The 20947-nt window shown below is 37.9% G+C and carries 15 protein-coding genes; 13 read left to right on the plus strand and 2 right to left on the minus strand.

Annotated elements, in window-relative coordinates:
* Positions 1-65: 65 nt before the first annotated feature.
* The 13 genes from yhbH (at position 66) to MKY17_RS04560 (ending at position 18356) form a co-directional block, all read left to right on the plus strand.
* Positions 66-1235 (plus strand): sporulation protein YhbH, encoded by a 1170-nt coding sequence (gene yhbH / locus MKY17_RS04500; protein ID WP_098370935.1) that lies wholly within the window; start codon positions 66-68, stop codon positions 1233-1235.
* A 1652-nt stretch (positions 1236-2887) separates the two neighbouring features.
* The gene (locus tag MKY17_RS04505; protein WP_339201412.1) at positions 2888-6097 is read left to right on the plus strand and encodes a toxin Cry1Ac domain D-VI-related protein; all 3210 of its coding nucleotides are present in this window, start codon (positions 2888-2890) and stop codon (positions 6095-6097) included.
* 181 nt (positions 6098-6278) lie between these two features.
* Positions 6279-6815 carry a hypothetical protein gene (locus MKY17_RS04510; protein ID WP_098373394.1) on the plus strand — a complete coding sequence of 179 codons (537 nt, stop codon included), beginning with the start codon at positions 6279-6281 and terminating at the stop codon, positions 6813-6815.
* Between the two features lie 602 nt (positions 6816-7417).
* The gene (locus MKY17_RS04515; protein ID WP_098373393.1) at positions 7418-8755 is read left to right on the plus strand and encodes a nucleotide sugar dehydrogenase; all 1338 of its coding nucleotides are present in this window, start codon (positions 7418-7420) and stop codon (positions 8753-8755) included.
* Positions 8756-8814: 59 nt separating this feature from the next.
* Positions 8815-9510, plus strand: a complete 696-nt coding sequence (locus tag MKY17_RS04520; protein ID WP_098373392.1) for a Wzz/FepE/Etk N-terminal domain-containing protein — start codon at positions 8815-8817, stop codon at positions 9508-9510.
* Positions 9511-9533: 23 nt separating this feature from the next.
* On the plus strand, positions 9534-10241 hold the full coding sequence (locus MKY17_RS04525) for a CpsD/CapB family tyrosine-protein kinase (protein ID WP_098373391.1): 708 nt from the start codon (positions 9534-9536) through the stop codon (positions 10239-10241).
* Between the two features lie 62 nt (positions 10242-10303).
* Positions 10304-11035 (plus strand): CpsB/CapC family capsule biosynthesis tyrosine phosphatase, encoded by a 732-nt coding sequence (locus tag MKY17_RS04530; protein ID WP_098373390.1) that lies wholly within the window; start codon positions 10304-10306, stop codon positions 11033-11035.
* Between the two features lie 26 nt (positions 11036-11061).
* Positions 11062-12873 carry a nucleoside-diphosphate sugar epimerase/dehydratase gene (locus tag MKY17_RS04535; protein ID WP_098373389.1) on the plus strand — a complete coding sequence of 604 codons (1812 nt, stop codon included), beginning with the start codon at positions 11062-11064 and terminating at the stop codon, positions 12871-12873.
* 135 nt (positions 12874-13008) lie between these two features.
* Positions 13009-13593, plus strand: coding sequence for a sugar transferase (locus MKY17_RS04540; protein WP_098373388.1), 585 nt, complete (start codon positions 13009-13011; stop codon positions 13591-13593).
* Between the two features lie 140 nt (positions 13594-13733).
* Positions 13734-14357, plus strand: a complete 624-nt coding sequence (locus MKY17_RS04545) for an acetyltransferase (RefSeq protein ID WP_098373387.1) — start codon at positions 13734-13736, stop codon at positions 14355-14357.
* A gap of 12 nt (positions 14358-14369) precedes the next feature.
* The gene (locus MKY17_RS04550) at positions 14370-15530 is read left to right on the plus strand and encodes an aminotransferase class I/II-fold pyridoxal phosphate-dependent enzyme (RefSeq protein WP_098373386.1); all 1161 of its coding nucleotides are present in this window, start codon (positions 14370-14372) and stop codon (positions 15528-15530) included.
* Between the two features lie 126 nt (positions 15531-15656).
* Positions 15657-15830 carry a hypothetical protein gene (locus MKY17_RS04555; RefSeq protein ID WP_179891182.1) on the plus strand — a complete coding sequence of 58 codons (174 nt, stop codon included), beginning with the start codon at positions 15657-15659 and terminating at the stop codon, positions 15828-15830.
* Between the two features lie 1029 nt (positions 15831-16859).
* Positions 16860-18356 (plus strand): helix-turn-helix domain-containing protein, encoded by a 1497-nt coding sequence (locus tag MKY17_RS04560; RefSeq protein ID WP_179891181.1) that lies wholly within the window; start codon positions 16860-16862, stop codon positions 18354-18356.
* 585 nt (positions 18357-18941) lie between these two features.
* On the opposite strand, the gene MKY17_RS04565 is transcribed toward MKY17_RS04560, so the two are convergent.
* Together MKY17_RS04565 and MKY17_RS04570 are read right to left on the minus strand one after the other, a co-directional pair.
* Positions 18942-20168 (minus strand): MFS transporter, encoded by a 1227-nt coding sequence (locus MKY17_RS04565; protein WP_098373383.1) that lies wholly within the window; start codon positions 20166-20168, stop codon positions 18942-18944.
* Between the two features lie 14 nt (positions 20169-20182).
* Positions 20183-20860 (minus strand): FadR/GntR family transcriptional regulator, encoded by a 678-nt coding sequence (locus MKY17_RS04570; RefSeq protein ID WP_098373382.1) that lies wholly within the window; start codon positions 20858-20860, stop codon positions 20183-20185.
* Between the last annotated feature and the right edge of the window lie 87 nt (positions 20861-20947).

The raw sequence follows: 20947 nt of genomic DNA on the forward strand, positions 1-20947 counted from the left end.
CCACACTAACTTATTATATGAAGGAATGATGAAAAGCGTGCAAACATTTTTAAGGGGGGAAGAGAATGTCGGAAGAGAGTAATCAACAGTATGTTATCTCACAGGAAAATTGGTCCCTCCATCGGAAAGGTTATGATGATCAACAACGTCATCAGGAAAAGGTGCAGGAAGCGATCAAGAATAATTTGCCTGATCTAATTTCAGAAGAAAGCATCGTAATGTCCAATGGCCGGGATGTTATCAAGATTCCTATTCGCTCCTTGGATGAATACAAAATTCGTTATAACTATGATAAAAACAAACATGTAGGGCAAGGCGATGGAGACAGTAAAGTGGGGGATGTGGTCGCAAGGGATGGCTCACCGTCCGATGCCGGAGCCGGTAAGGGCCAAGGTGCGGGTGACAAGGCCGGTGAGGATTATTATGAAGCCGAAGTGTCGATGATGGAATTGGAGGAAGCCCTGTTCAGTCAATTGGAACTCCCTAATCTTCAGAAGAAAGAACATGCGGAGCACACACTTGAACACATCGAATTCAACGATATCCGCAAGACAGGCCTAATGGGAAATATCGATAAAAAGAAAACGATGATTTCGGCTTTCAAACGGAACGCCTTAACGGGGAAACCAGGTTTTCATCCTATTTATAAGGAAGACTTTAAATTCAAAACCTGGAATGAGATTCAGAAACCTGATTCCAAAGCAGTTGTACTGGCAATGATGGATACTTCTGGAAGTATGGGGTTATGGGAAAAATATATGGCTCGAAGCTTTTTCTTTTGGATGAACCGTTTCTTGCGGACAAAATATGAAACGGTGGAAATCGAGTTTATTGCCCATCATACAGAAGCGAAAGTTGTTCCGGAAGAGGATTTCTTTTCAAAAGGGGAAAGCGGCGGTACGATTTGTTCGTCCGTATACCGCAAAGCATTAGAACTTATTGATCATAAATATGACCCCGCGAAGTTTAATATCTATCCGTTTCACTTTTCCGATGGTGATAACCTAACATCAGATAACGTCCGATGCGTTAAACTTGTTGAAGAACTCATGAAGGTTTCCAATATGTTCGGGTATGGGGAAGTCAATCAATACAATCGTCATTCGACATTGATGACAGCTTATAAGAATATCGATAATGAAAAATTCAGGTACTATATTCTTAAGCAAAAGGCTGACGTTTTCCACGCAATGAAGAGCTTTTTTAAAGATGAGGAAAGTAAGAAGTATGCATAAAGAAACGCGTTAGCTTGTTCAGGATTGTAGGGAAACTTCATTTTCTCTACAATCTTTTTTATTTATCGATCAATAAAATTATAAAAAATTCAGTTCCACAGAGTGTGATGGCTGCTGAAAGTAACACTTGTTCACTCTTTTTTCACCTTCCCGCCAATATGTAAGGAATATCTTTCATTGATCATTTGTTTACTGCTCGATCCATTTATTCGTTTAGTCCCTTATTATCGTTTGGCATGTGAATTCTTTTTATTCCCAATCGTTTTTTTTTGTGGTTTCTCCGACAATATTAGTTTGCAAAGCTAATCGAACGATTTAATGACGTGATGAAAAGCATTTGTCCATAAATTCAAGATATAAATTATTGTTTTCGTTCATGACACCGGCTTGATGATATCTTACGGGAGCACAATATAAAAAATGGTTTGTCTCATTTCATTTTTGGAACGATATGATTTTGTATATATTATAAAATTATGTAGCAGTGAGGACACTTCCCCAAAACCCCATTGTAAAAGAAGACCCAATTCTCTGAGCGGTTCCAAAACATTGTGTCTTGGATAACCACTCAGGCGGCCTGTTCTCTATGTTCCTAGGGGGCAGGCTGTTTTTTATTAGAAGGATGTCTGTTCCCCCGGAAGCCATTCGATTTTATCTGCGATGCCCAATCTTCCTTTTTACCATTATACAATTTTATCCAAATTAGTTCCTCTATAGAAAAATCAGCCGCTCTCTGATCTGCACCAACATTTTCAAAATCTAATGAAAAATCAAATTGAACAAAGTTCCATTTATGAAAAATGAACTGCATTTCTTTTCTGAACGAATGATTTTATTTTATGAAATAACCTACACTCACCTATTTGTATATAATGATGCCAGAATATGAATCTAGATAATATCAACATCATGATAAAGGAGAAAGATGATGTCGAAGCAATTTAACTTATTTTTACTATGGGTGTCACAAACTTGGTCCACCCTATTGAAATACAGGATCTATTTCATTCAAGCCTTTTTAGTCTTATTTTTGATGTATCTTTTATTGAATAAACAAGAGATAAATACGCTGAAAATCACCCTTATTTTAATAACGTCACTAACCTTTCTTAAAAGTGCCCATAGAAAAAAGGGTGAATAAAAGTAAAAATGTTATGTAGAGGATCACGGGGGAAAGGTCTATGGGCGCGTACCCAGTCTCCGCTTATACGTTGGATGATATGTCCACATAATGCAGGCGGAACGTTATGAAAATGAGTTACAAGATAAATAGAAGAAACGCTTCAGGGAATGAAAATAAAAACCAAATAGGATAAATCCTTTCAAGGGAAAATGTGATAAGCGGGAACCAATGGTTTCTCTTATCACATTTTTTAGTTATGTGATCATAATGATTGCAGCCAGTAAAAAGTAACATTGAGTTTTATTGTGTTTAAACGGTGGTTTTGATAGGAAGATATGCTTTTATAAAATGCAGGGTCGTTTAAATCCACCACCATAAATGAAAATTATCACATTAAAATTGATGTTTAATGCCCTAATATGGTTCCTAAAATGATTTTTTATGAATCATTATTGGAACGAGGTACATGTCGAAAAAAAGTAATATTAATCTTGTAAGTAAAATCAATATTTAGAGGAGCGTTTCATTTATGAAGAAAAGTAAAATGTTAAAACCTATTAACGTTATGACAACATCATTTCTTTTAGCAAGTTCTCTATTAATGCCAAGTACAGGATTTGCAGAAGAACTATCCACACCAAAGAATGAGGAGAGTTCTAATTCACAAGAGTCAGAGGTGAAAACTCAAGAAGCCCGTACACAAACGACTGAAACTCAATTACCAGGAAAAGCAGTCTCAAAAATGATGGTAAATGAAGCAGTAGTCAATAATTTTCAAGGGTTGAAGGGTGCATTAGAGGCTGATAATGGAATTACAACGATCCATCTTGGGCAAAGCATTGATATAAGCGGATCGATTAAAATTCACCCGGCAAAAACGGAAATCGTAATTGAAGGTAATAACCATACAATAACGGAAACAGGATCAACAGGGTCAACAGCCGGTATTTATGCCAATGGTAATATATTAAGCAGTGTCCATGTAAAGAACTTAAGTATTAATGGAAAGAACTATTATGGTCCCATTACAATACATGATGGAACAAAAAATGTAGATCAAATATTCGAAAATGTAAATTACAGCGGACCTCAACTAATATTTAACCGTTACGGGAAGGCAATTTTCAAAGGAACAAACGACATTTATATTAATAATAGTACAGTGTCAGGCTCATCACCAACCCATGAGATGGCGCAAACTGGAAGTGTGGAAATCGATGGTGAAACTACAATAAGCCATAATAGTGCCAAAGCCCTTATTTGGTCGATTTCAAAAGAACCTCAATTTAAGATCGCACCAAATGCGGATGTGGAAATTAAGACACTTCAGAGTGGTTATGGAATATTTTATGCAACAGGTGGCGATGTGGATTTTTCAGTTGGAAATAACGCAAAGGTAAAGTTTGATGGGGCAAAAGGAGTTACGTCCACTGGAATGTTTAAGTCATTTAACGTGGATGCTGGTGCAGATGTACAAATGAATAGATCTGGTACTGATTCATATCCAATGATCTCGCTTTATGGACCAGCACAGATCAATAATCAAGCGAAACTCTATGTAACTACAGAAGAAGGTCATGCTTTGGAAGTGGAAAATAAACAAACCGCCATTGATTTTAATAATCCTGAGAATGTTGTATTGTCATCAATGAAAAAACAAGCATTAAATAATTTAAGTACCTCGCTTGCGATGAGTATGGATACGGGCATGGTCAAGCTCTGGACGAGTGTGACAGGCGATCCTACAAATAGTTATATTGGCAAATCAGGTGGCAATATTACTTGGAAAGCTATGTATAAGTATAACGTAGCTCAATCAATTGGTGGTAATCCAGAGAATTTCAATATTGAATTTGGTAAAACAAAAAAGATTGAATTAGGAAAAGATGAAGATGGGCAAGCAGAAAAAGATCTAACCGATGCGAAGAAGAAAGTGGAAGATCTGTTCACGGACGATAAGTTCGATACATTGAAAGGAACGACGGATCAAGGGGCGATTGATGAAGCCGAAGAAGCGGTCAATAAGCTTCCTGAAGGTGAAGAAAAGGACCGACTGCAAGATTTACTGAATAATGCGAAAGATTTATTGAACAAAAAAGAACAAGCAGAAAAAGATCTAACCGATGCGAAGAAGAAAGTGGAAGATCTGTTCACGGACGATAAGTTCGATACATTGAAAGGAACGACGGATCAAGGGGCGATTGATGAAGCCCAAGAAGCAATCAATAAGCTTCCTGAAGGTGCAGAAAAGGACCGACTGCAAGATTTACTGAATAAAGCGAAAGATTTATTGAACAAAAAAGAACAAGCAGAAAAAGATCTAACCGATGCGAAGAACAAAGTGGAAGATCTGTTCACGGACGATAAGTTCGATACATTGAAAGGAACGACGGATCAAGGGGCGATTGATGAAGCCGAAGAAGCGGTCAATAAGCTTCCTGAAGGTGAAGAAAAGGACCGACTGCAAGATTTACTGAATAATGCGAAAGATTTATTGAACAAAAAAGAACAAGCAGAAAAAGATCTAACCGATGCGAAGAAGAAAGTGGAAGATCTGTTCACGGACGATAAGTTCGATACATTGAAAGGAACGACGGATCAAGGGGCGATTGACGAAGCCCAAGAAGCGGTCAATAAGCTTCCTGAAGGTGAAGAAAAGGACCGACTGCAAGATTTGCTGAATAAAGCGAAAGATCTATTGAACAAAAAAGAACAGGCAGAAAAAGATCTAGCCGATGCGAAGAACAAAGTGGAAGATCTGTTCACGGACGATAAGTTCGATACATTGAAAGGAACGACGGATCAAGGGGCGATTGACGAAGCCCAAGAAGCGGTCAATAAGCTTCCTGAAGGTGCAGAAAAGGACCGACTGCAAGACTTATTGAACAAAGCGAAAGATCTATTGGATAAAGATATAACAGCTCCAAATGCACCGAAACTAAATGAAGTTACTACAAACAGTAAAGAAGTAACAGGAAGCGGTGAACCTGAAGCAAATGTGACTGTCACCATTAATTCCAAGAAATATACTGGAGTTGTAGGTCAAGACGGGCAATTCAAGATTGCGATTCCAAACCAACCTGTCAATACGATAATTACGGTCACCCTTACAGACACGGCAGGGAATGTCAGCGAGAGTTCATCTGTTAGGGTAGTACAGTTTATGCCTAGTGAACCTGTAAAGATTGACACTGTGTACCAAGATGCACAAACTATAACGGGAACTGCGCCTGAAGGGGCAACGATCGTACGGTTACTGGTAAATGGCGTAGCACTGCGTACGGCACCTGTCAATGAAGATGGAAGATTCAGTATATACAGCAGGTACGTAGGGGTGGACGATCATGGAAATAATTTAACCTTACAACCAGGCGATATCGTAACGGTTGACTACGGAATGCGGACTCCAGCGAACATACAAGCTCATACTACAGTAATCAAGGAAGCGGAGAAACTGCAGGTGAATCCTGTGGCACCTAATGCGGATTATGTTACGGGTAAAGCACCCGAAGGAACTAAGAGTCTTCGTTTGCTAGTGAATGGATTAGCACAGAGAACGGTTTCCCTTAATCAAACGGGATCAGGAGTCATTAATCCGGATGGAAGTTACCAAATTTACAGCCGGTTTATTGTGGATGAAAATGGGGTTACCCGAAGATTGCAAGCAGGAGATGTCATTGAGGTTGACAATGGACCTCTAGTAGTTGGAGGAGATATAGCAAAAACAATAGTCAAATAATCAATGTGGTAAGGATGGTAAGAAGGCCGCTTCTATAGGAAGTGGGTCCTTCTTACATGTTTGAAAACGCTGTTTGGGCATTTTTTCGTTTTGAGAAATTAATTCCAATTTTCGAATTGGATAAAAGGTACTGAAGAATCTCTCTTTAAGAAGGAGTTATATTTTTTAAAGGGGTGGAATCATGATATTGAAGAGAAGGTTCAGAAGTATTGGGATCTGTATATTAACTTTAACCATATTTTTGACAGGCTGCATTTCAGGAGAAAAGGAAGTCCAGGATGAACAGAAAAATATGCAGAAGCAAACGAATACTTCCTCTAAGGACGAAACGGATAAAAAAGAAACAGGACAAGATAAAACCGTATCTGGCGTGAGCATTCGGATTGAAAAGGCTTTAAAGCTTGAACATCCAGAGCAAAAAGGGAAACAGGTTTTACAGTTACAGCTTATGGCAACTAATAAAACGGCAGAAGAACGATTTGTAGACGTTTTTGAAATGTCGGTATGGAATCAAGAAAATAAAAAACTGAGAATCTATCCGGGAGATAATTTGGGGACACAACTGTCACCTGGCAAAAGTGTTAAAGGAAATGGATACTACGTAATAGAAGGAAAGGGACCGTTCAAGGTGCAGTATGAAAATACCGACACTAAAGAAAAGCAGGAATGGATAATTGACAAAGTGACAGACATGACAGCGGACGCTCCTAAAAAGTAGGATCTGTTCGTGAAAACTTGGTTAAATTCCCCCGAGTAATGGCACCTTGATAAAGGCCAATTCGATCGGGGGATTTTTGTATTTTTTTTAAAACTAAAAGAAGAATAGGTTGTGGAAAGTTTTTTTAATGGTATTTTGCTAGCTGCTTGCAATATTTTTTGAACTGGAATTTCCAAATATACTGAGTAAGTACTGACCAAAAATTTAACTATATAAATGCGCTAAAATGCGTAAAAGAAAGGAATAACAATGCTGTTGGTGCTGGGGTGTTCATCAGGGTGAAAAAACATGAAATTCAGGATATACAGGGTAGATGAACCAAAAACAGAACGATTCATTCGAAATCTGGAACTGGCATCAAAAGTAATTATGATAATTTATTAATGCTAACGAAAAATAATGGAACAAACAAAGCGGATGTTCAAATTCCAGTAAGTGAATCGACCATAAATATGAGTTTCTGGGTTTTGATGACTTAGCTCAATAGTATTGAAAGATTGCTAGTTTATCTTATGTATTGGCATGTCCGGTGAATTTACATTATGGCTTGTTAGTCTTAAATACCGTTATGTTTTTTATAAGTGGAATGGAGGAGTTGAATCATGATAACAGCGATAACTCAAGAAAGAGCTCAATACTCGCTGCAATCTGCTCTGCAAAGAGAATTAAAGAACAAGACGGCTAAAGTCGGAGTGATTGGATTGGGGTATGTTGGACTCCCGACAGCTTGTCATTATGCATCTAAAGGTTATAATGTGACCGGATTCGATGTTTCAGTGACAAAGGTGGAAAGTTTAAAGTGCGGAATCAATTATATCAATGATGTAGATAATGACGAGCTTACCGAATTGATTAACAAAAAGCGATTTACGGCGACGACGGATATGAAGCAGCTTGGAAATATGAATGTCCTTTTGATTTGTGTTCCCACCCCAGTTAATAAGTTGAAGGAACCTGATATCTCGTATGTGAGAGATGTAGGGAAGATTGTGGCTGAACATGTGAATGAAGGTACAATGGTTATTTTGGAAAGTACAACATATCCGGGAACGACAGAAGAATATATCTGTACACCATTAACAGAAATGGGTTATGTGATTGGGGAAAACCTTTTTGTAGCCTATTCCCCGGAAAGAATAGATCCAGGAAATAAAAAGTTTAATTTAAGCAACACACCAAAGATCGTCGGGGGGATGACGGAAACCTGTACAGATCTAGCGTGTATGTTTATCGGACCGACAGCCCATCGTGTTAATGGGATCCGTGTTGCAGAATTAAGCAAAATCTTTGAGAACACTTTCCGATGGATTAACATGGCTTTGGTCAATGAATTTACGGTTCTATGCAATGAACTGGAAATTGATATATGGGAAACGATCAATGCGGCTTCCTCAAAACCATACGGGTTCATGAAATTCACCCCAGGCATTGGTGTCGGCGGGCATTGCATACCGGTCGATCCATACTATTTGCTCTATAAAGCAAAAGAACACGGTCACCGGACAAAAATGATTGAATTGGCTGGGGATATTAATGACGGAATGGTTCACTATTCTTATACGCGCATACTTGAACTGCTTGCAGCCAATGACAAGCTCATGAAACACTCACATATTGTGGTTTTGGGAGCAACTTACAAAAGTGATATTGGCGATTTAAGGGAAAGCCCGGTCATCCGCTTACTTGAACGATTACAAAACAAGGTCCAGAATCTAACCGTCATCGAACCTTATGCAAAAGAAATCCAAATCAACGAACAGATTATACCGGTGGAAAAATATGATGCTGACATTCTTCAAAAAGCCGATTTAGTTGTCATTGGAACACCACACAATTGTTTTGACTGGAAAAGTGTCCATGATAATGCTTCATTAATATTCGATTCCAAGAATGTGATGGAGGAAAATGGACTGCTTTCTGATAAGGTCGCAAAATTATAGGAAACAGAAAAAAGAAAAGGATAAACGGTAAGTATTTTAGTTGGATTGGAGTTGATTGAATGAGGGAGACACTCAATATAAAAGATCTTTTTCAAATGGTAAAAAAACGCATCGTGCTCATTATTATCATCACAACCCTTATAACGGCAATGACGGGAATCGTTAGCTTTTTCATTCTTTCACCTGTTTACCAAGCTTCTACACAAATCTTAGTCAATCAATCCAAAGAAAAGTCAGAACTTTACAATGTAGGTGAGATTCAAACCAATATTCAATTGATCGAAACGTACAGCGAGATCATAAAAAGTCCGATGATGTTAGAAAAAGTCAAAGAACGACTGAATCTAGATATTTCAAATTCAGCATTGTCGGAACAAATCAAAATCGTCAGTAATGGGAATTCACAAATATTTACCATTAAAGTTGAGGGGGCTGACCCTAAATTTGCCGTTAGTGTCGCCAGTACAATAACAGACATATTCCAATCTGAAATAAAAGCGCTTATGAATGTGGACAATGTCAATGTCTTATCCAGAGCAACTATAGGAGATAATTCATCACCCATAAAACCGAATCCGATCTCGAATACGATCATTGCATGTTTTGCAGGGGTGATCATAAGTTTATTTCTTACATTCATGATCGAATTTTTCGACAAAACAATCAAAGTTGAGTCTGATATTGAAGAACATTTAAAGATCCCGATGCTAGGCATCGTTAATTTAATGGAAGATAAAAAAAAACGGAAATTATAAATCTGTAATCACAGCCTTAAGAGGTGAAAAGCTTGGCACGCAATAAACGATATAAAATGACAGAGATTAAAAAAAGAAGCAGTATTTCCATGTTGAAATCGAAGTCACCGGTTGTGGAGCAATATAGGACGATTCGAACGAACCTTCAATTTTCCGCTGTGGAAAAAGACATACGGTCGATGATCTTCACTTCTGCAAATGCTGGTGAAGGAAAATCGACCACTTCAATCAATGTCGCAGCAGTATTTGCTCAGCAAGGGAAACGCATTCTCATCATAGATGCAGATTTGAGAAAGCCGAGTGTTCATACTAACTTTAACATGGAGAACTACTTGGGGTTAACGAATATCATATCAAAGCAAAATCAATTACTTGATGCTGTACAACCTTCCATTTATCCCAATTTGGATGTGTTGACAAGTGGGCCCATCCCGCCAAACCCATCAGAGTTGCTTGGGTCAAACGGAATGGTGACAGTGTTGGATGAAGCAAAGCTGAATTATGATTTAGTAATACTGGACACACCGCCTGTTAATGCAGTTACAGATGCTCAAGTACTAGCGAATATGACAGACGGCGTTGTTTTAGTGGTCAGCAGCGGAAGGACAGAAATACAGCAAGCAAAAAAAGCGAAGGAATTACTTGAAAATGCAAATGCAAAGCTTCTGGGCGCAATCTTAAATAAGAAAAAACAAAAGCATCCAGACGAATATTACTATTATGGTAGATAAAAAAATGTAGTTTGGAAGTTTTATGAATTTAGCATTCGCGGTTAGCCAAAGAGGGGATAACAATGATTGATATTCATAGTCATATTTTACCGAAGATGGATGACGGTGCTGGAAATATCCAGGAAAGTATAGAAATGGCGAGAAAAGCTGTAGATCAAGGAATTTCTAACATAATAGCAACCCCTCATTATAATAAGGGGATATATGAAAATGAAAAGGAAAAAGTCGTGAAAGAAACTGCAAAATTAAACCTAGTGCTAGCTGATCTCGAAATCCCGCTAAAAGTATGGCCAGGGCAGGAAATAAGGATATCTGATGAACTTTCAGATGATTATGATAATAATGAAATCATGGGCTTGAATGGTTCGCAGTACATCCTTCTCGAATTACCTTCTAATCATGTGCCTAGGTATACGGAACGATTAATTTATGATTTGCAAATGAAAAGGATGACACCGATCATCGCTCATCCAGAGAGGAATTTGGAAATAATAAAAAATCCGCAACTTTTAAAAGAATTAATTTGGAAGGGTGCGTATTCACAAATAACAGCAGGGAGCATCACGGGTAAATTCGGATGGAGAACAAAAAGGTTTTCCAAATATTTAGTTCACTCAGGTCTTACTCATTTTATTGCATCAGATGCTCATAATGTTGGAAAAAGAGGTTTTCAGATCAGGGAAGCACATAAGTTGATTGAAAAGAATTTCGGACAAGAAATGGTCGACGCCTTTAATGAAAATGCCGAGAATGTATTGTACGGATTGAAAGTTAAGGAACTCTTGTTTGACTAAAAATATTAATATGGGGAGAAGTAGATTTGACATATTATAACCGGCTTTTCACATTAGTCTTACTGGACGCCATGATTGTTGTGACAGCTGTATTTTTAAGTTATTGGTTATTACATCCATATGATGAACTTCCGGCATTTACACTGACGGGTACGCTTATTTTGCTCTTGTGTCATTATTTCTTTACTGCTTATTTGAAACAATATAAAAAGGCATGGGAATACGCAAGTATCAGGGAAATGTTCAATATATTCAAAGTGACGGCCTTTTCTATTACCATTACAACCGTCTTTCAGCTATACTTTACCGATTTTCTTTATATTAGAGAACTTTTCATTACCTGGATTCTGTATATGGCCATGATTGGGTGCTCACGTTTGGCATGGAGAATCTATTTTGAACGATACATTAAGCAATCACCAAATAAAAAAAGAACGTTGATCGTAGGAGCCGGATCTGCCGGGGCGATGATAACGAGTCAGTTGTTAAAATCCAGAAATATAGAGTTAGTCCCAGTTGCATTCGTTGATGATGATAAAACGAAACTAAGTTTAGAAATCTTCAATATACCAGTAGTAGCAGCAACAAAACATATTTCTCAAGTGGTCGAGCAATACAAAATAGAACATATCGTGATTGCGATTCCTTCTTTGAAAAGAGAGGAGATAAATGACATTTTTTCAGAATGCACTAAAACGTGCGTAAAAACTCAAATTGTCCCTAGCCTGGAAGCGATTGTTCAAGGTAAGGTTCCAATTAATGAATTGCAGGATATCCAGATGGAAGACTTATTGGGTCGCTTACCCGTTCAACTTGATGATAAAGGGATTTCAGAAAAGATTGTTGATGGCACTATTTTAGTAACAGGTGCAGGCGGTTCAATTGGATCAGAAATCTGTCGTCAGATCATGAAGTATAATCCAGCTAAAATTGTATTGCTTGGACATGGTGAAAACAGCATTTATGCGATCGAGTTGGAATTGCGGGAGGCTTATGCAAATACTATTGAAATCGTGACCGAAATTGCAGACATTCAGGATCGCAGGAGGATGTTTCAGGTAATCGAACATCATCATCCAAATATAGTCTATCATGCGGCCGCCCATAAACATGTACCGCTTATGGAGTCCAACCCTAAAGAAGCGGTGAAAAATAACATGATAGGCACGATGAACGTTGCGGAGGCATCGGAGGCCGGCATGGTGAATATTTTTGTCATGGTTTCGTCAGATAAAGCCGTAAATCCGACAAGTATAATGGGTGCCTCTAAATGTTTAGCAGAGATGATGATCCAGTATAAGAGTTTGTCGAGTCATACTAAATTTGTAACGGTCCGGTTTGGAAATGTCCTTGGCAGTAATGGCAGCGTCATCCCACTCTTTAAAAAACAAATAAGAAAAGGAGGACCTTTGACAGTCACTCATCCGGATATGATTCGCTATTTCATGACGATTCCGGAAGCTTCGAGATTAGTCATTCAGGCAGGAGTTCTGGCCAAAGGAGGAGAGGTATTCGTACTTGATATGGGCGAACCTGTCAAAATTGTCGATTTCGCTAAAAAGCTTATCCAACTGTCAGGTTACAACGTTGAAGACATTGGGATAACCTATACTGGAATTCGGCCAGGAGAAAAATTATACGAAGAATTGCTTGGGGAAGATGAAGTTTACTTAAATCAGATCTATCCGAAAATCCATATTGGAAAACCAAGAGAGGTAAATTGGAATGCAATAAAAGATATTATCACAACATATGATGTCTTGAGCGAAGAAACGTTAAAAGATAGAATGTTGAATTTAGCAAATTATAGGAAGAATAACAAAGTTCCCATACCGTGACAATGGCTCATATCCAGGTGATGATAGCAATCACCAGAAAACATTTGCAATTGATTACTGGAATTCCGTAAAGCTATCTGAAGAATTCCTTCGTTTACTTGATAACGATACACAATGATGATTTGGGAGGGGAAAATGAAACGGGCTTTTGAATTATTGATATCTTGTCTGGCGCTCATATCCAGTTCACTTCTTATGCTGCTTATCGTCATCCTCATCCGTTTGAAATTAGGTTCACCTGTCATTTTTAAGCAGGAGCGCCCAGGCCTTAATGGTAAACCATTTTTTTTGTATAAGTTTAGAACGATGACGGATGAAAAAGATGAAAATGGGGATTTGGTTCCTGATGAGAAGAGATTAACCGATTTTGGGAAATTACTTAGAAAATTAAGTTTAGATGAATTACCTCAATTATTCAATGTCATGAAAGGGGATGTGAGTTTTGTAGGCCCACGGCCATTATTAATGGAATATCTCCCATTATATACTTCCGAACAAGCTAGGAGGCATGATGTCCGTCCAGGAATGACAGGTTGGGCACAAGTGAATGGACGCAATGCAATCTCTTGGGAGAAAAAATTTGAGCTTGATGTCTGGTACGTAGAAAATCAATCCTTTTTATTGGATATGAAGATCATATACCTTACCTTGATTAAGGTATGTAAACAGGAAGCCATTACCCAAGAAGGGCATGTAACAACCCGAAAATTTGTTGGATAATAGGATGAATGATATTGATTGATGATTTACCAAAACTCAAATGAAATCGAATCTGGAGGAAACAGTTAGAAAATCTCCAGGTTCTGAGGATATTTATCTTAAGGAAACTCCAAATTTGATGATGTTAGAAGTGATGTGAATTGAAGAAAATCGTAATAATCGGTGCGGGCGGGCACTCAAAAGTTGTTCAAGATATTGTTGAAGCAATGGATGAATATCGGCTCATGGCTATTTTAGATGATCAATACGAAGTGCTGAAAAGAAAGGGAAATGTATACTTTGGCCCCATCTTAAGCTATAGAAGGTTGTTTATTCATTTTGAATGTAAGGTAATTATTGCGATAGGCAGGAACGATTTAAGATTTAAAATCGTAAACGAGCTGAATTTAGATGTAATGGATTATGAGACAGTCATTCACCCCACTGCTGTAGTGGGCAAAAATGTCTCGATAGGTAAAGGAACGGTCATTATGCCTAATGTCGTCTTGAACGCAGGCGCGAGGGTGGGGAATCACGTTATTGTTAATACGTCTTCAGTTATTGAGCATGATACCCATCTTGATGACTTTATCCATATAGCACCAAGTGCAACACTGACAGGAGCTGTCAAGGTTGGAACTGGTACCTTGATGGGAGCTGGTTCTACGGTCATACCAAGCATAACGATAGGGGAATGGTGTACGGTTGGAGCCGGGTCAACCGTCATTAAAGACATTTCTGATGCATCTACAGCTGTGGGGTCCCCAGCTAGGATAATAAAATAAGGAGTGTGTGGGATGGAGAATAAAAGATTGTATCTTTCGCCTCCTCATATGAGTGGGAATGAACAAATGTACATTAGCCAAGCGTTCGAGACAAATTGGATAGCGCCACTGGGACCGAACGTAAAAGCTTTGGAAGTGGAATTTGCCAAATATGCAGGCACTAAGGGGGCATTGGCAGTAAGTTCAGGAACTGCGGCCATTCATTTGGCATTGCAAGTATTGGGAGTCACCAGTGGTGATACCGTATTCTGTTCTTCATTAACTTTTATAGCCAGTGCAAATCCTATCATCTATCAAGGGGCGAAGCCTGTTTTTATTGATTCCGAATCTGATACATGGAATATGTCACCTAAGGCATTGGAACTGGCTTTGGAATACGCTAGGAAAAAGGGGGAAATTCCAAAAGCCGTCATTTTGGTCCATCTATTTGGACAGAGTGCAAAGGTGGATGAGATCAAGAGCATTTGCGGGAAATATAAGGTTGCTTTAATAGAGGATGCGGCAGAATCCCTTGGTGGCACTTACAAGGGGAAGCAAACTGGAGCGTTTGGAGATATAGGGATTTATTCGTTTAATGGAAATAAAATCATAACAACTTCCGGTGGGGGCATGCTGGTTTCAAATAACGAGGAATTTTTACATAGGGCTCTCTTTCTATCTACACAAGCACGTGATCCAGAGCTTCACTATCAGCATAGCTCGATTGGATATAACTATCGTTTAAGCAATATTCTAGCTGGAATCGGTCGTGCCCAACTAGAAGTATTGGATGACCGTGTAAAAGTTCGGAGAGAAATTTTTGATCGGTATAAAAAATCATTGGGAAACATACCTGGCATTACCTTCATGCCTGAGTTAAAAGATACGATGGGGAATCGCTGGCTTACCGCATTAACAATAGACGACAAAATCAATGGAGTACGATACATTGACGTGATTAATGCGTTAGAAGCAGGAAATATTGAGTCCAGACCAGTATGGAAACCATTACATTTACAGCCTGTCTTTAAAAATGCAGCATTTTTTACAGAAAGCGGGGATAAAAGCATTTCAAGTATGTTATTCGAACAAGGTTTATGTTTGCCGTCCGGTTCGGGCATGACATTTGAAGATCAAGAGCGGGTCGTGGCAATTGTTAAGGAAGTACTTGAACCGTCTAAAATAGCCCGATGATCCTTTCGCCGTGTGATAGGAGTTAATTCATTAAAGGAACTGTTCAATGCTGTTACATTGAGCAGATGAAATAAAGCACGCTTTAAAAGAAACCTTCCTTACAATGAAAAGGAGGCAAACCAAAATATGAGAATTACATTTAAACAGATTTATCAAGATATCGACAATCTAGTATGTTTATCCAATAAACGAAATGGTTTGAATTTCAGAGAGATTGAGCTTACAAGAAAAAGACTAGTTGAAAATATAAAAGCGATAGAGCTGCATACCATCATTTATGATAAGGAAGATCCTGGGTGAAAAACTCTTGAACATCTTTTGATTTTTGGCAGCCTTTTTAAATCTACATTAGAAATGAGCGTGCTTATGAAGATAGGTGATAAAGTGATTTATAAATCAAGAGAATATAAAATTATTTACATCTATAGAAATGATTTAAAAGTCGAGCTTCTTTCCTTTGATGCTAAGCATGAGAAATTCGAATTAGCACATATATCCCATTTGATAAAGACTGCCCCCGCTTATGTAGAGAATCCACAAAAGGGGTCCCATTATGGAAATTGATGAGTGAAGGTTGTTGAATAGAATGGCAGTTGAGACACCCGCCTGGAGGTTGGTCAGGCTGTCGAGAAATTCTAGACAGTCTTTTTCTTTCCTTTGTTATATTTTAATTCACCGTGATGTTTGGGGTTATAACATCAACATAAAAAGACGATTTATCTTTCAATATTCTATTGAATCTTGTTAGGGAATGTATAAAACCCATGAATAAATGTGTTCTTCCTCTTCAGTATAGAAGACTTCTATGAATTTTTAACTTCTCCTTCGGATTCATTACAAGGGCATTGCCTTTGAGGAGTTGCTCAAAAAAAATAGTAACACTGCATTCTTTTAAAGTGTGCTCTCTTCAAATCCTCTATAAAAGAATGAGGTGTTTTTTTGTCAAGAACAAATGAAAGCTTTAAAGAAAACCATGATTGCTTAACGATTGATCTTGCGAAAGTAATTGTTTCTAAAATGAAATGCCTCATTGCTAATTTGGGGTTTATTACTAACTATATTTATCGTTTTAAACCTTACAACTATACAAAGTTTGTTGATAGTATTCGATGTCTTCAAAAATAAGTTTCAAAAATTGATTTTCCCGTACCGCATATGAAACGTCACTGGAATAAAATTATGGTAAATTTGGGTAGTAAGTAGTGCGTATTTTCTGTTAATTTTAAAAAAAGTGTGTGAAAATTATAAATGTTAGGCATTAATACTCAACATGAATATTAATAGTTTTAATAAGAAGATATGAAAATCAATAAAGTTAAAGGTGATTGTATGAATCGATTTAATGATCGTTATTCAAAACTGCTGTATCATTTATTTTATGAAGATAACTGGTGCAGTTTAACGGAACTATCCAAAAAAACAGGCTATTCGAAAAGCACATTATGGCGGGATATATTACATATGAGTTCAAATCTTCCACCTGAATGGAAAATCGAAAAGAATGAAGTTCAGGGCGTAAGATTATTGAAACCTAAACACGGCACCTTGGAAGAACTTTGGTTTCATCTGAAAAGTGAAAATACCTATTTTCAAACCTTGGAATTAATTCTTTTTAACAATGGAGTGACGATAAAGTATATTACTCAAAAAGTGCATATCAGTCGCTCCACAGTGTACCGACAGTTAGAGAAAATAGAAGAGGTATTAAAAAATGCCGAAGTTCAATTATCAAATAGTCCGTTTAAAATTGTTGGTGATGAAAAAAAGGTAAGGCGATTCATCATGCAGTATGTAGAGTATATGTCAGGCAATTTAAACGATTTTATTACATCTTTTAATCTTAAGGATTTTCAAGACACTCTACTGGAGCTATTGAAGGAACATACAACCTCTTTACACATGGGTGCCATTCAAAGACTAGCGATAATCCTACATATCTCTAACATTCGAATAACCCACAATTGTTTTGTGACATTCCCAAAAGTTGTTATAGATGAAAATGAAAAATCCAAAGCATTTGATATATCAAAGAAACTATTCAAATTCATGGTGAAATGTCCAAATAGGGAGAAACAGATTCGGGAAATTTTATTTTTTTCCTTATATCTAATGAGCGAAGAAATGTCTTTAAATCGTACCCAAGAGCTTCGTTACATTCGTTCCAAAATTAATTCGGATAGCGGTAAGCCTCTAAGTCAATTTTTAAGTAATTTATCAACGAAAATTGGGTTGGATGTTTCCCAGGATGATATTTTCATGTACGAATTTGCGCAAACTCTTCGTGGGATATCGTTTGACTTTCAGTTAATAACGGATACAAGGATAAATAATATTTTACAGTTCGTTCCTTATTTTGAAAATAATCTGTTATTCGGAATTATTGAAGATATAGCACAATGTATATCAGATGAATTTACTATTTCTTTTGAAAATATAGAAATATTGGAAATATTCATGTTGGTCCAAGCTTCAATTTTAAGAAAACAAAACCAAATGGTTATAGAGACTGCATTAATTTGTCGTTCATATGTAGAGAAAGATTATATTCGTGAGGTATTAAAACATCATTTCGGGAACAAGCTAAATATTTTTGTAATGGATTTTTCCGATATAGATTCACTTTTTAGAAAAAACGGGTTTGATATCTTAATAACCACAGATTTAGGGCAGCTAATTAATATTGAACACATTCCTGTATATAAAGTTTCTTCGTTTCCAACTCCTTCCGAATTAAAAGAAATCAAGATGTTCACTCGAAAGAATTTCATTGATAGGTATGGTTTAAATCCTAATATTTTATATCCATTTGAAGAAGACATTGATTGAGACCAGTCTTAAGGCATTTATTCACTTTGTATTTTACCCCCCTGATAATGAGCAGTAATATGCAGCTAATAAACTACCTCGTCATTAAGCCTGGGTCATTTCTTTTTTCTCCAAAAGGAGAAGGTGAAACGCATTACTTATCTGACAGAGTTTAAGGTTGATAATTTACTAAAGATAAGGGAGCCCCGAAATGACCAAAGCGAGAACGCCATACATTCACTTCTCAATTTAAACCACAGATCATTCTCTTGAATTTTAAAACATGAAATGATGCCTTCTAAAATCGGCTATTTCCCTTCATTTGGAGCTTATAAAACACGATTTCCAAAACTGGGGATCGGAAGCAGGTCAATGTTTTACTTCGCTAACTATAGTCTAAATATCTAAGTTCACCCACCATGCTAATTTTGGATAAACACAGGGTGCCCTTGATGGGGAGGGTCTCTTTTCGGGATGGAGTCACTTAAGGATTTGGCGGATCAAGAACTGTCGTATTGTTCTCAGTGGCTGCTAAGAAAATGGCCCCGGTACAATACCGGGGCCATAGCCGTTTAACCTTTTATATCTTCTCAGAAATGACTGGTTTTATTGAGTAGTTACATATTCATTATTTCCTGCACGCATTCCAACAATGAAAATAAGTGCCGATATTGCGGCCAACATCAATAAGGGAACTGTCCAGCTGTGTGTAATGTCATGAAGCAATCCGAATAATACTGGTCCAATGGCAGCTAAGAGGTACCCGAATGATTGAGCCATTCCTGATAATTCCGTCGCCTCATGGGTGCTTTGTGTTCGAAGACTAAAAAACATCATGGATAAACTGAATACGGTTCCGACTCCAATTCCAATCAATATCATGCATACTGGTATGAACAGAGTGCTTCCATATAATATGCCGAATATCCCTGCGATAAGGAAGACGACAGGCGGGACCACTAACAGACGCTGACTTTGTAGGCGGCCAGCTAAAATTGGCACAAGGAATGTTATGGGAATGACGGCAAGCTGCATGATGGATAGCATCCAGCCGGCCTCATCAGCGTTCAGGCCTTTTTGCTCCAGGATTTCCGGCATCCAGGTAATTACTGTATAGAAAATAAACGATTGTAATCCCATGAAGAATGTTATCTGCCAGGCTAATCCAGAACGCCATAAGTTAATCTTTTTATCCTTTTGTGCTGTTTGTACATCCTTACCTGACTTGAATGGCCGTCTTAATTGCGGCATCCATAAGAAGACTGTAATAAGTGATAAGATTCCCCAACATCCAAGGGCACCAGCCCATCCCAATCCCGATGAAGAAGCAAGGGGAATGCTGATCCCGGAACCTATTGCGCCGCATAAATTCATGGAAACAGCATAGGTTCCTGTCATCAAACCGATATTCCTGGCAAAGTTATGCTTAATCAGACTGGGTAACAATACATTGCCGATTGCAATGGCTAACCCGATTAAAATGGTCCCTATGAACAATGTCGGCACTCCGCCAGCTGAGCGTACCCCAATCCCGATTGTTAATAATATCAAGGAAAGGAAAAGTGTGAGCTCCATTCCAAAACGCCGTGCTATCCTAGGTGCAAATGGTGATAATAAAGCGAAAGAAAGCAGAGGCAATGTCGTTAATGAACCTGATAATGTATTGGATATCCCCAAGTTATCACGGATCGAAGTGACAAGGGGGCCAACAGATGTTAAGGGAGCCCTAAGATTTGCCCCAAGAAGAATGATTCCGATGATGAGTAGTCCAACCTTGGGTTTAATATCCATTTTTGTTTGTTCTAGTTGATTTGCCGCTTGATTAATGCCCATAATCTTCTCCTTACTTACTCTAAAGATTTTTTGAATTGTGCAATGTATTCATTCACTGTTTCGATTGCCCGGTTCGCATCTTGTTCGATGATGGCATCTACAAGATTGCAATGAATGTTCAAATGAAAGTTCACATCAGAACTCATCTCCACTATCTGATGGATGGATTCATTCAGGGAGTGTTCCATATGTTCGTACAAATCAATCAATAAATCATTATGTGATGAGGCCATAATCGATTTATGTAACTGTATATCGGCTTCTTCGTAAGCCTTGATATCCTTTGCCCCGGCAGCTTTACTGCATGCTGATATATGAAACCGCAATCGATCTATATCTTCTTGATTACGTCTTAATGCCGCTAACTGAGCTCCCTCTTTTTCAAGGGCATGACGGACCTCTAACGTTTCTAATATACTTGACTGCTGGATCCTTCTTTCAAATGCAGCCCCCAAGGCACTTGATGACCTTACGAATGTTCCTTTTCCTTGTTTCGTTACTAAAAGACCTGCATAAACAAGTGATCGTACAGCTTCTCTTAATGTATTTCTGCTTACATCGAACTGTTGGATCAAATCCATTTCAGGGGGGATTTGATTTCCAATTTTCCATTCACCTGATTCGATTAACGATTCGATTTGGGAAACGACTTGCTCTACAAGTGATAAGCGATTTGTTTTGGATATGGTCAAAATACACACCTCTAATTTGTAGGATGATTGGTTCATTGGTTATTTTAACATATGTATATTGAAAATGGAGCAAATGGGGTATTTTAA

This window comes from Peribacillus sp. FSL P2-0133 (genome assembly GCF_037975445.1).
Lineage (GTDB): Bacteria > Bacillota > Bacilli > Bacillales > DSM-1321 > Peribacillus > Peribacillus simplex_E.

Coding starts and splice junctions, on each gene's coding strand:
- yhbH (WP_098370935.1), top strand. CDS start 66: ATGTCGGAAGAGAGTAATCAACAGTATGTTATCTCACAGGAAAATTGG.
- MKY17_RS04505 (WP_339201412.1), top strand. CDS start 2,888: ATGAAGAAAAGTAAAATGTTAAAACCTATTAACGTTATGACAACATCA.
- MKY17_RS04510 (WP_098373394.1), top strand. CDS start 6,279: ATGATATTGAAGAGAAGGTTCAGAAGTATTGGGATCTGTATATTAACT.
- MKY17_RS04515 (WP_098373393.1), top strand. CDS start 7,418: ATGATAACAGCGATAACTCAAGAAAGAGCTCAATACTCGCTGCAATCT.
- MKY17_RS04520 (WP_098373392.1), top strand. CDS start 8,815: ATGAGGGAGACACTCAATATAAAAGATCTTTTTCAAATGGTAAAAAAA.
- MKY17_RS04530 (WP_098373390.1), top strand. CDS start 10,304: ATGATTGATATTCATAGTCATATTTTACCGAAGATGGATGACGGTGCT.
- MKY17_RS04540 (WP_098373388.1), top strand. CDS start 13,009: ATGAAACGGGCTTTTGAATTATTGATATCTTGTCTGGCGCTCATATCC.
- MKY17_RS04550 (WP_098373386.1), top strand. CDS start 14,370: ATGGAGAATAAAAGATTGTATCTTTCGCCTCCTCATATGAGTGGGAAT.
- MKY17_RS04555 (WP_179891182.1), top strand. CDS start 15,657: ATGAGAATTACATTTAAACAGATTTATCAAGATATCGACAATCTAGTA.
- MKY17_RS04560 (WP_179891181.1), top strand. CDS start 16,860: ATGAATCGATTTAATGATCGTTATTCAAAACTGCTGTATCATTTATTT.
- MKY17_RS04565 (WP_098373383.1), bottom strand. CDS start 20,168: ATGGGCATTAATCAAGCGGCAAATCAACTAGAACAAACAAAAATGGAT.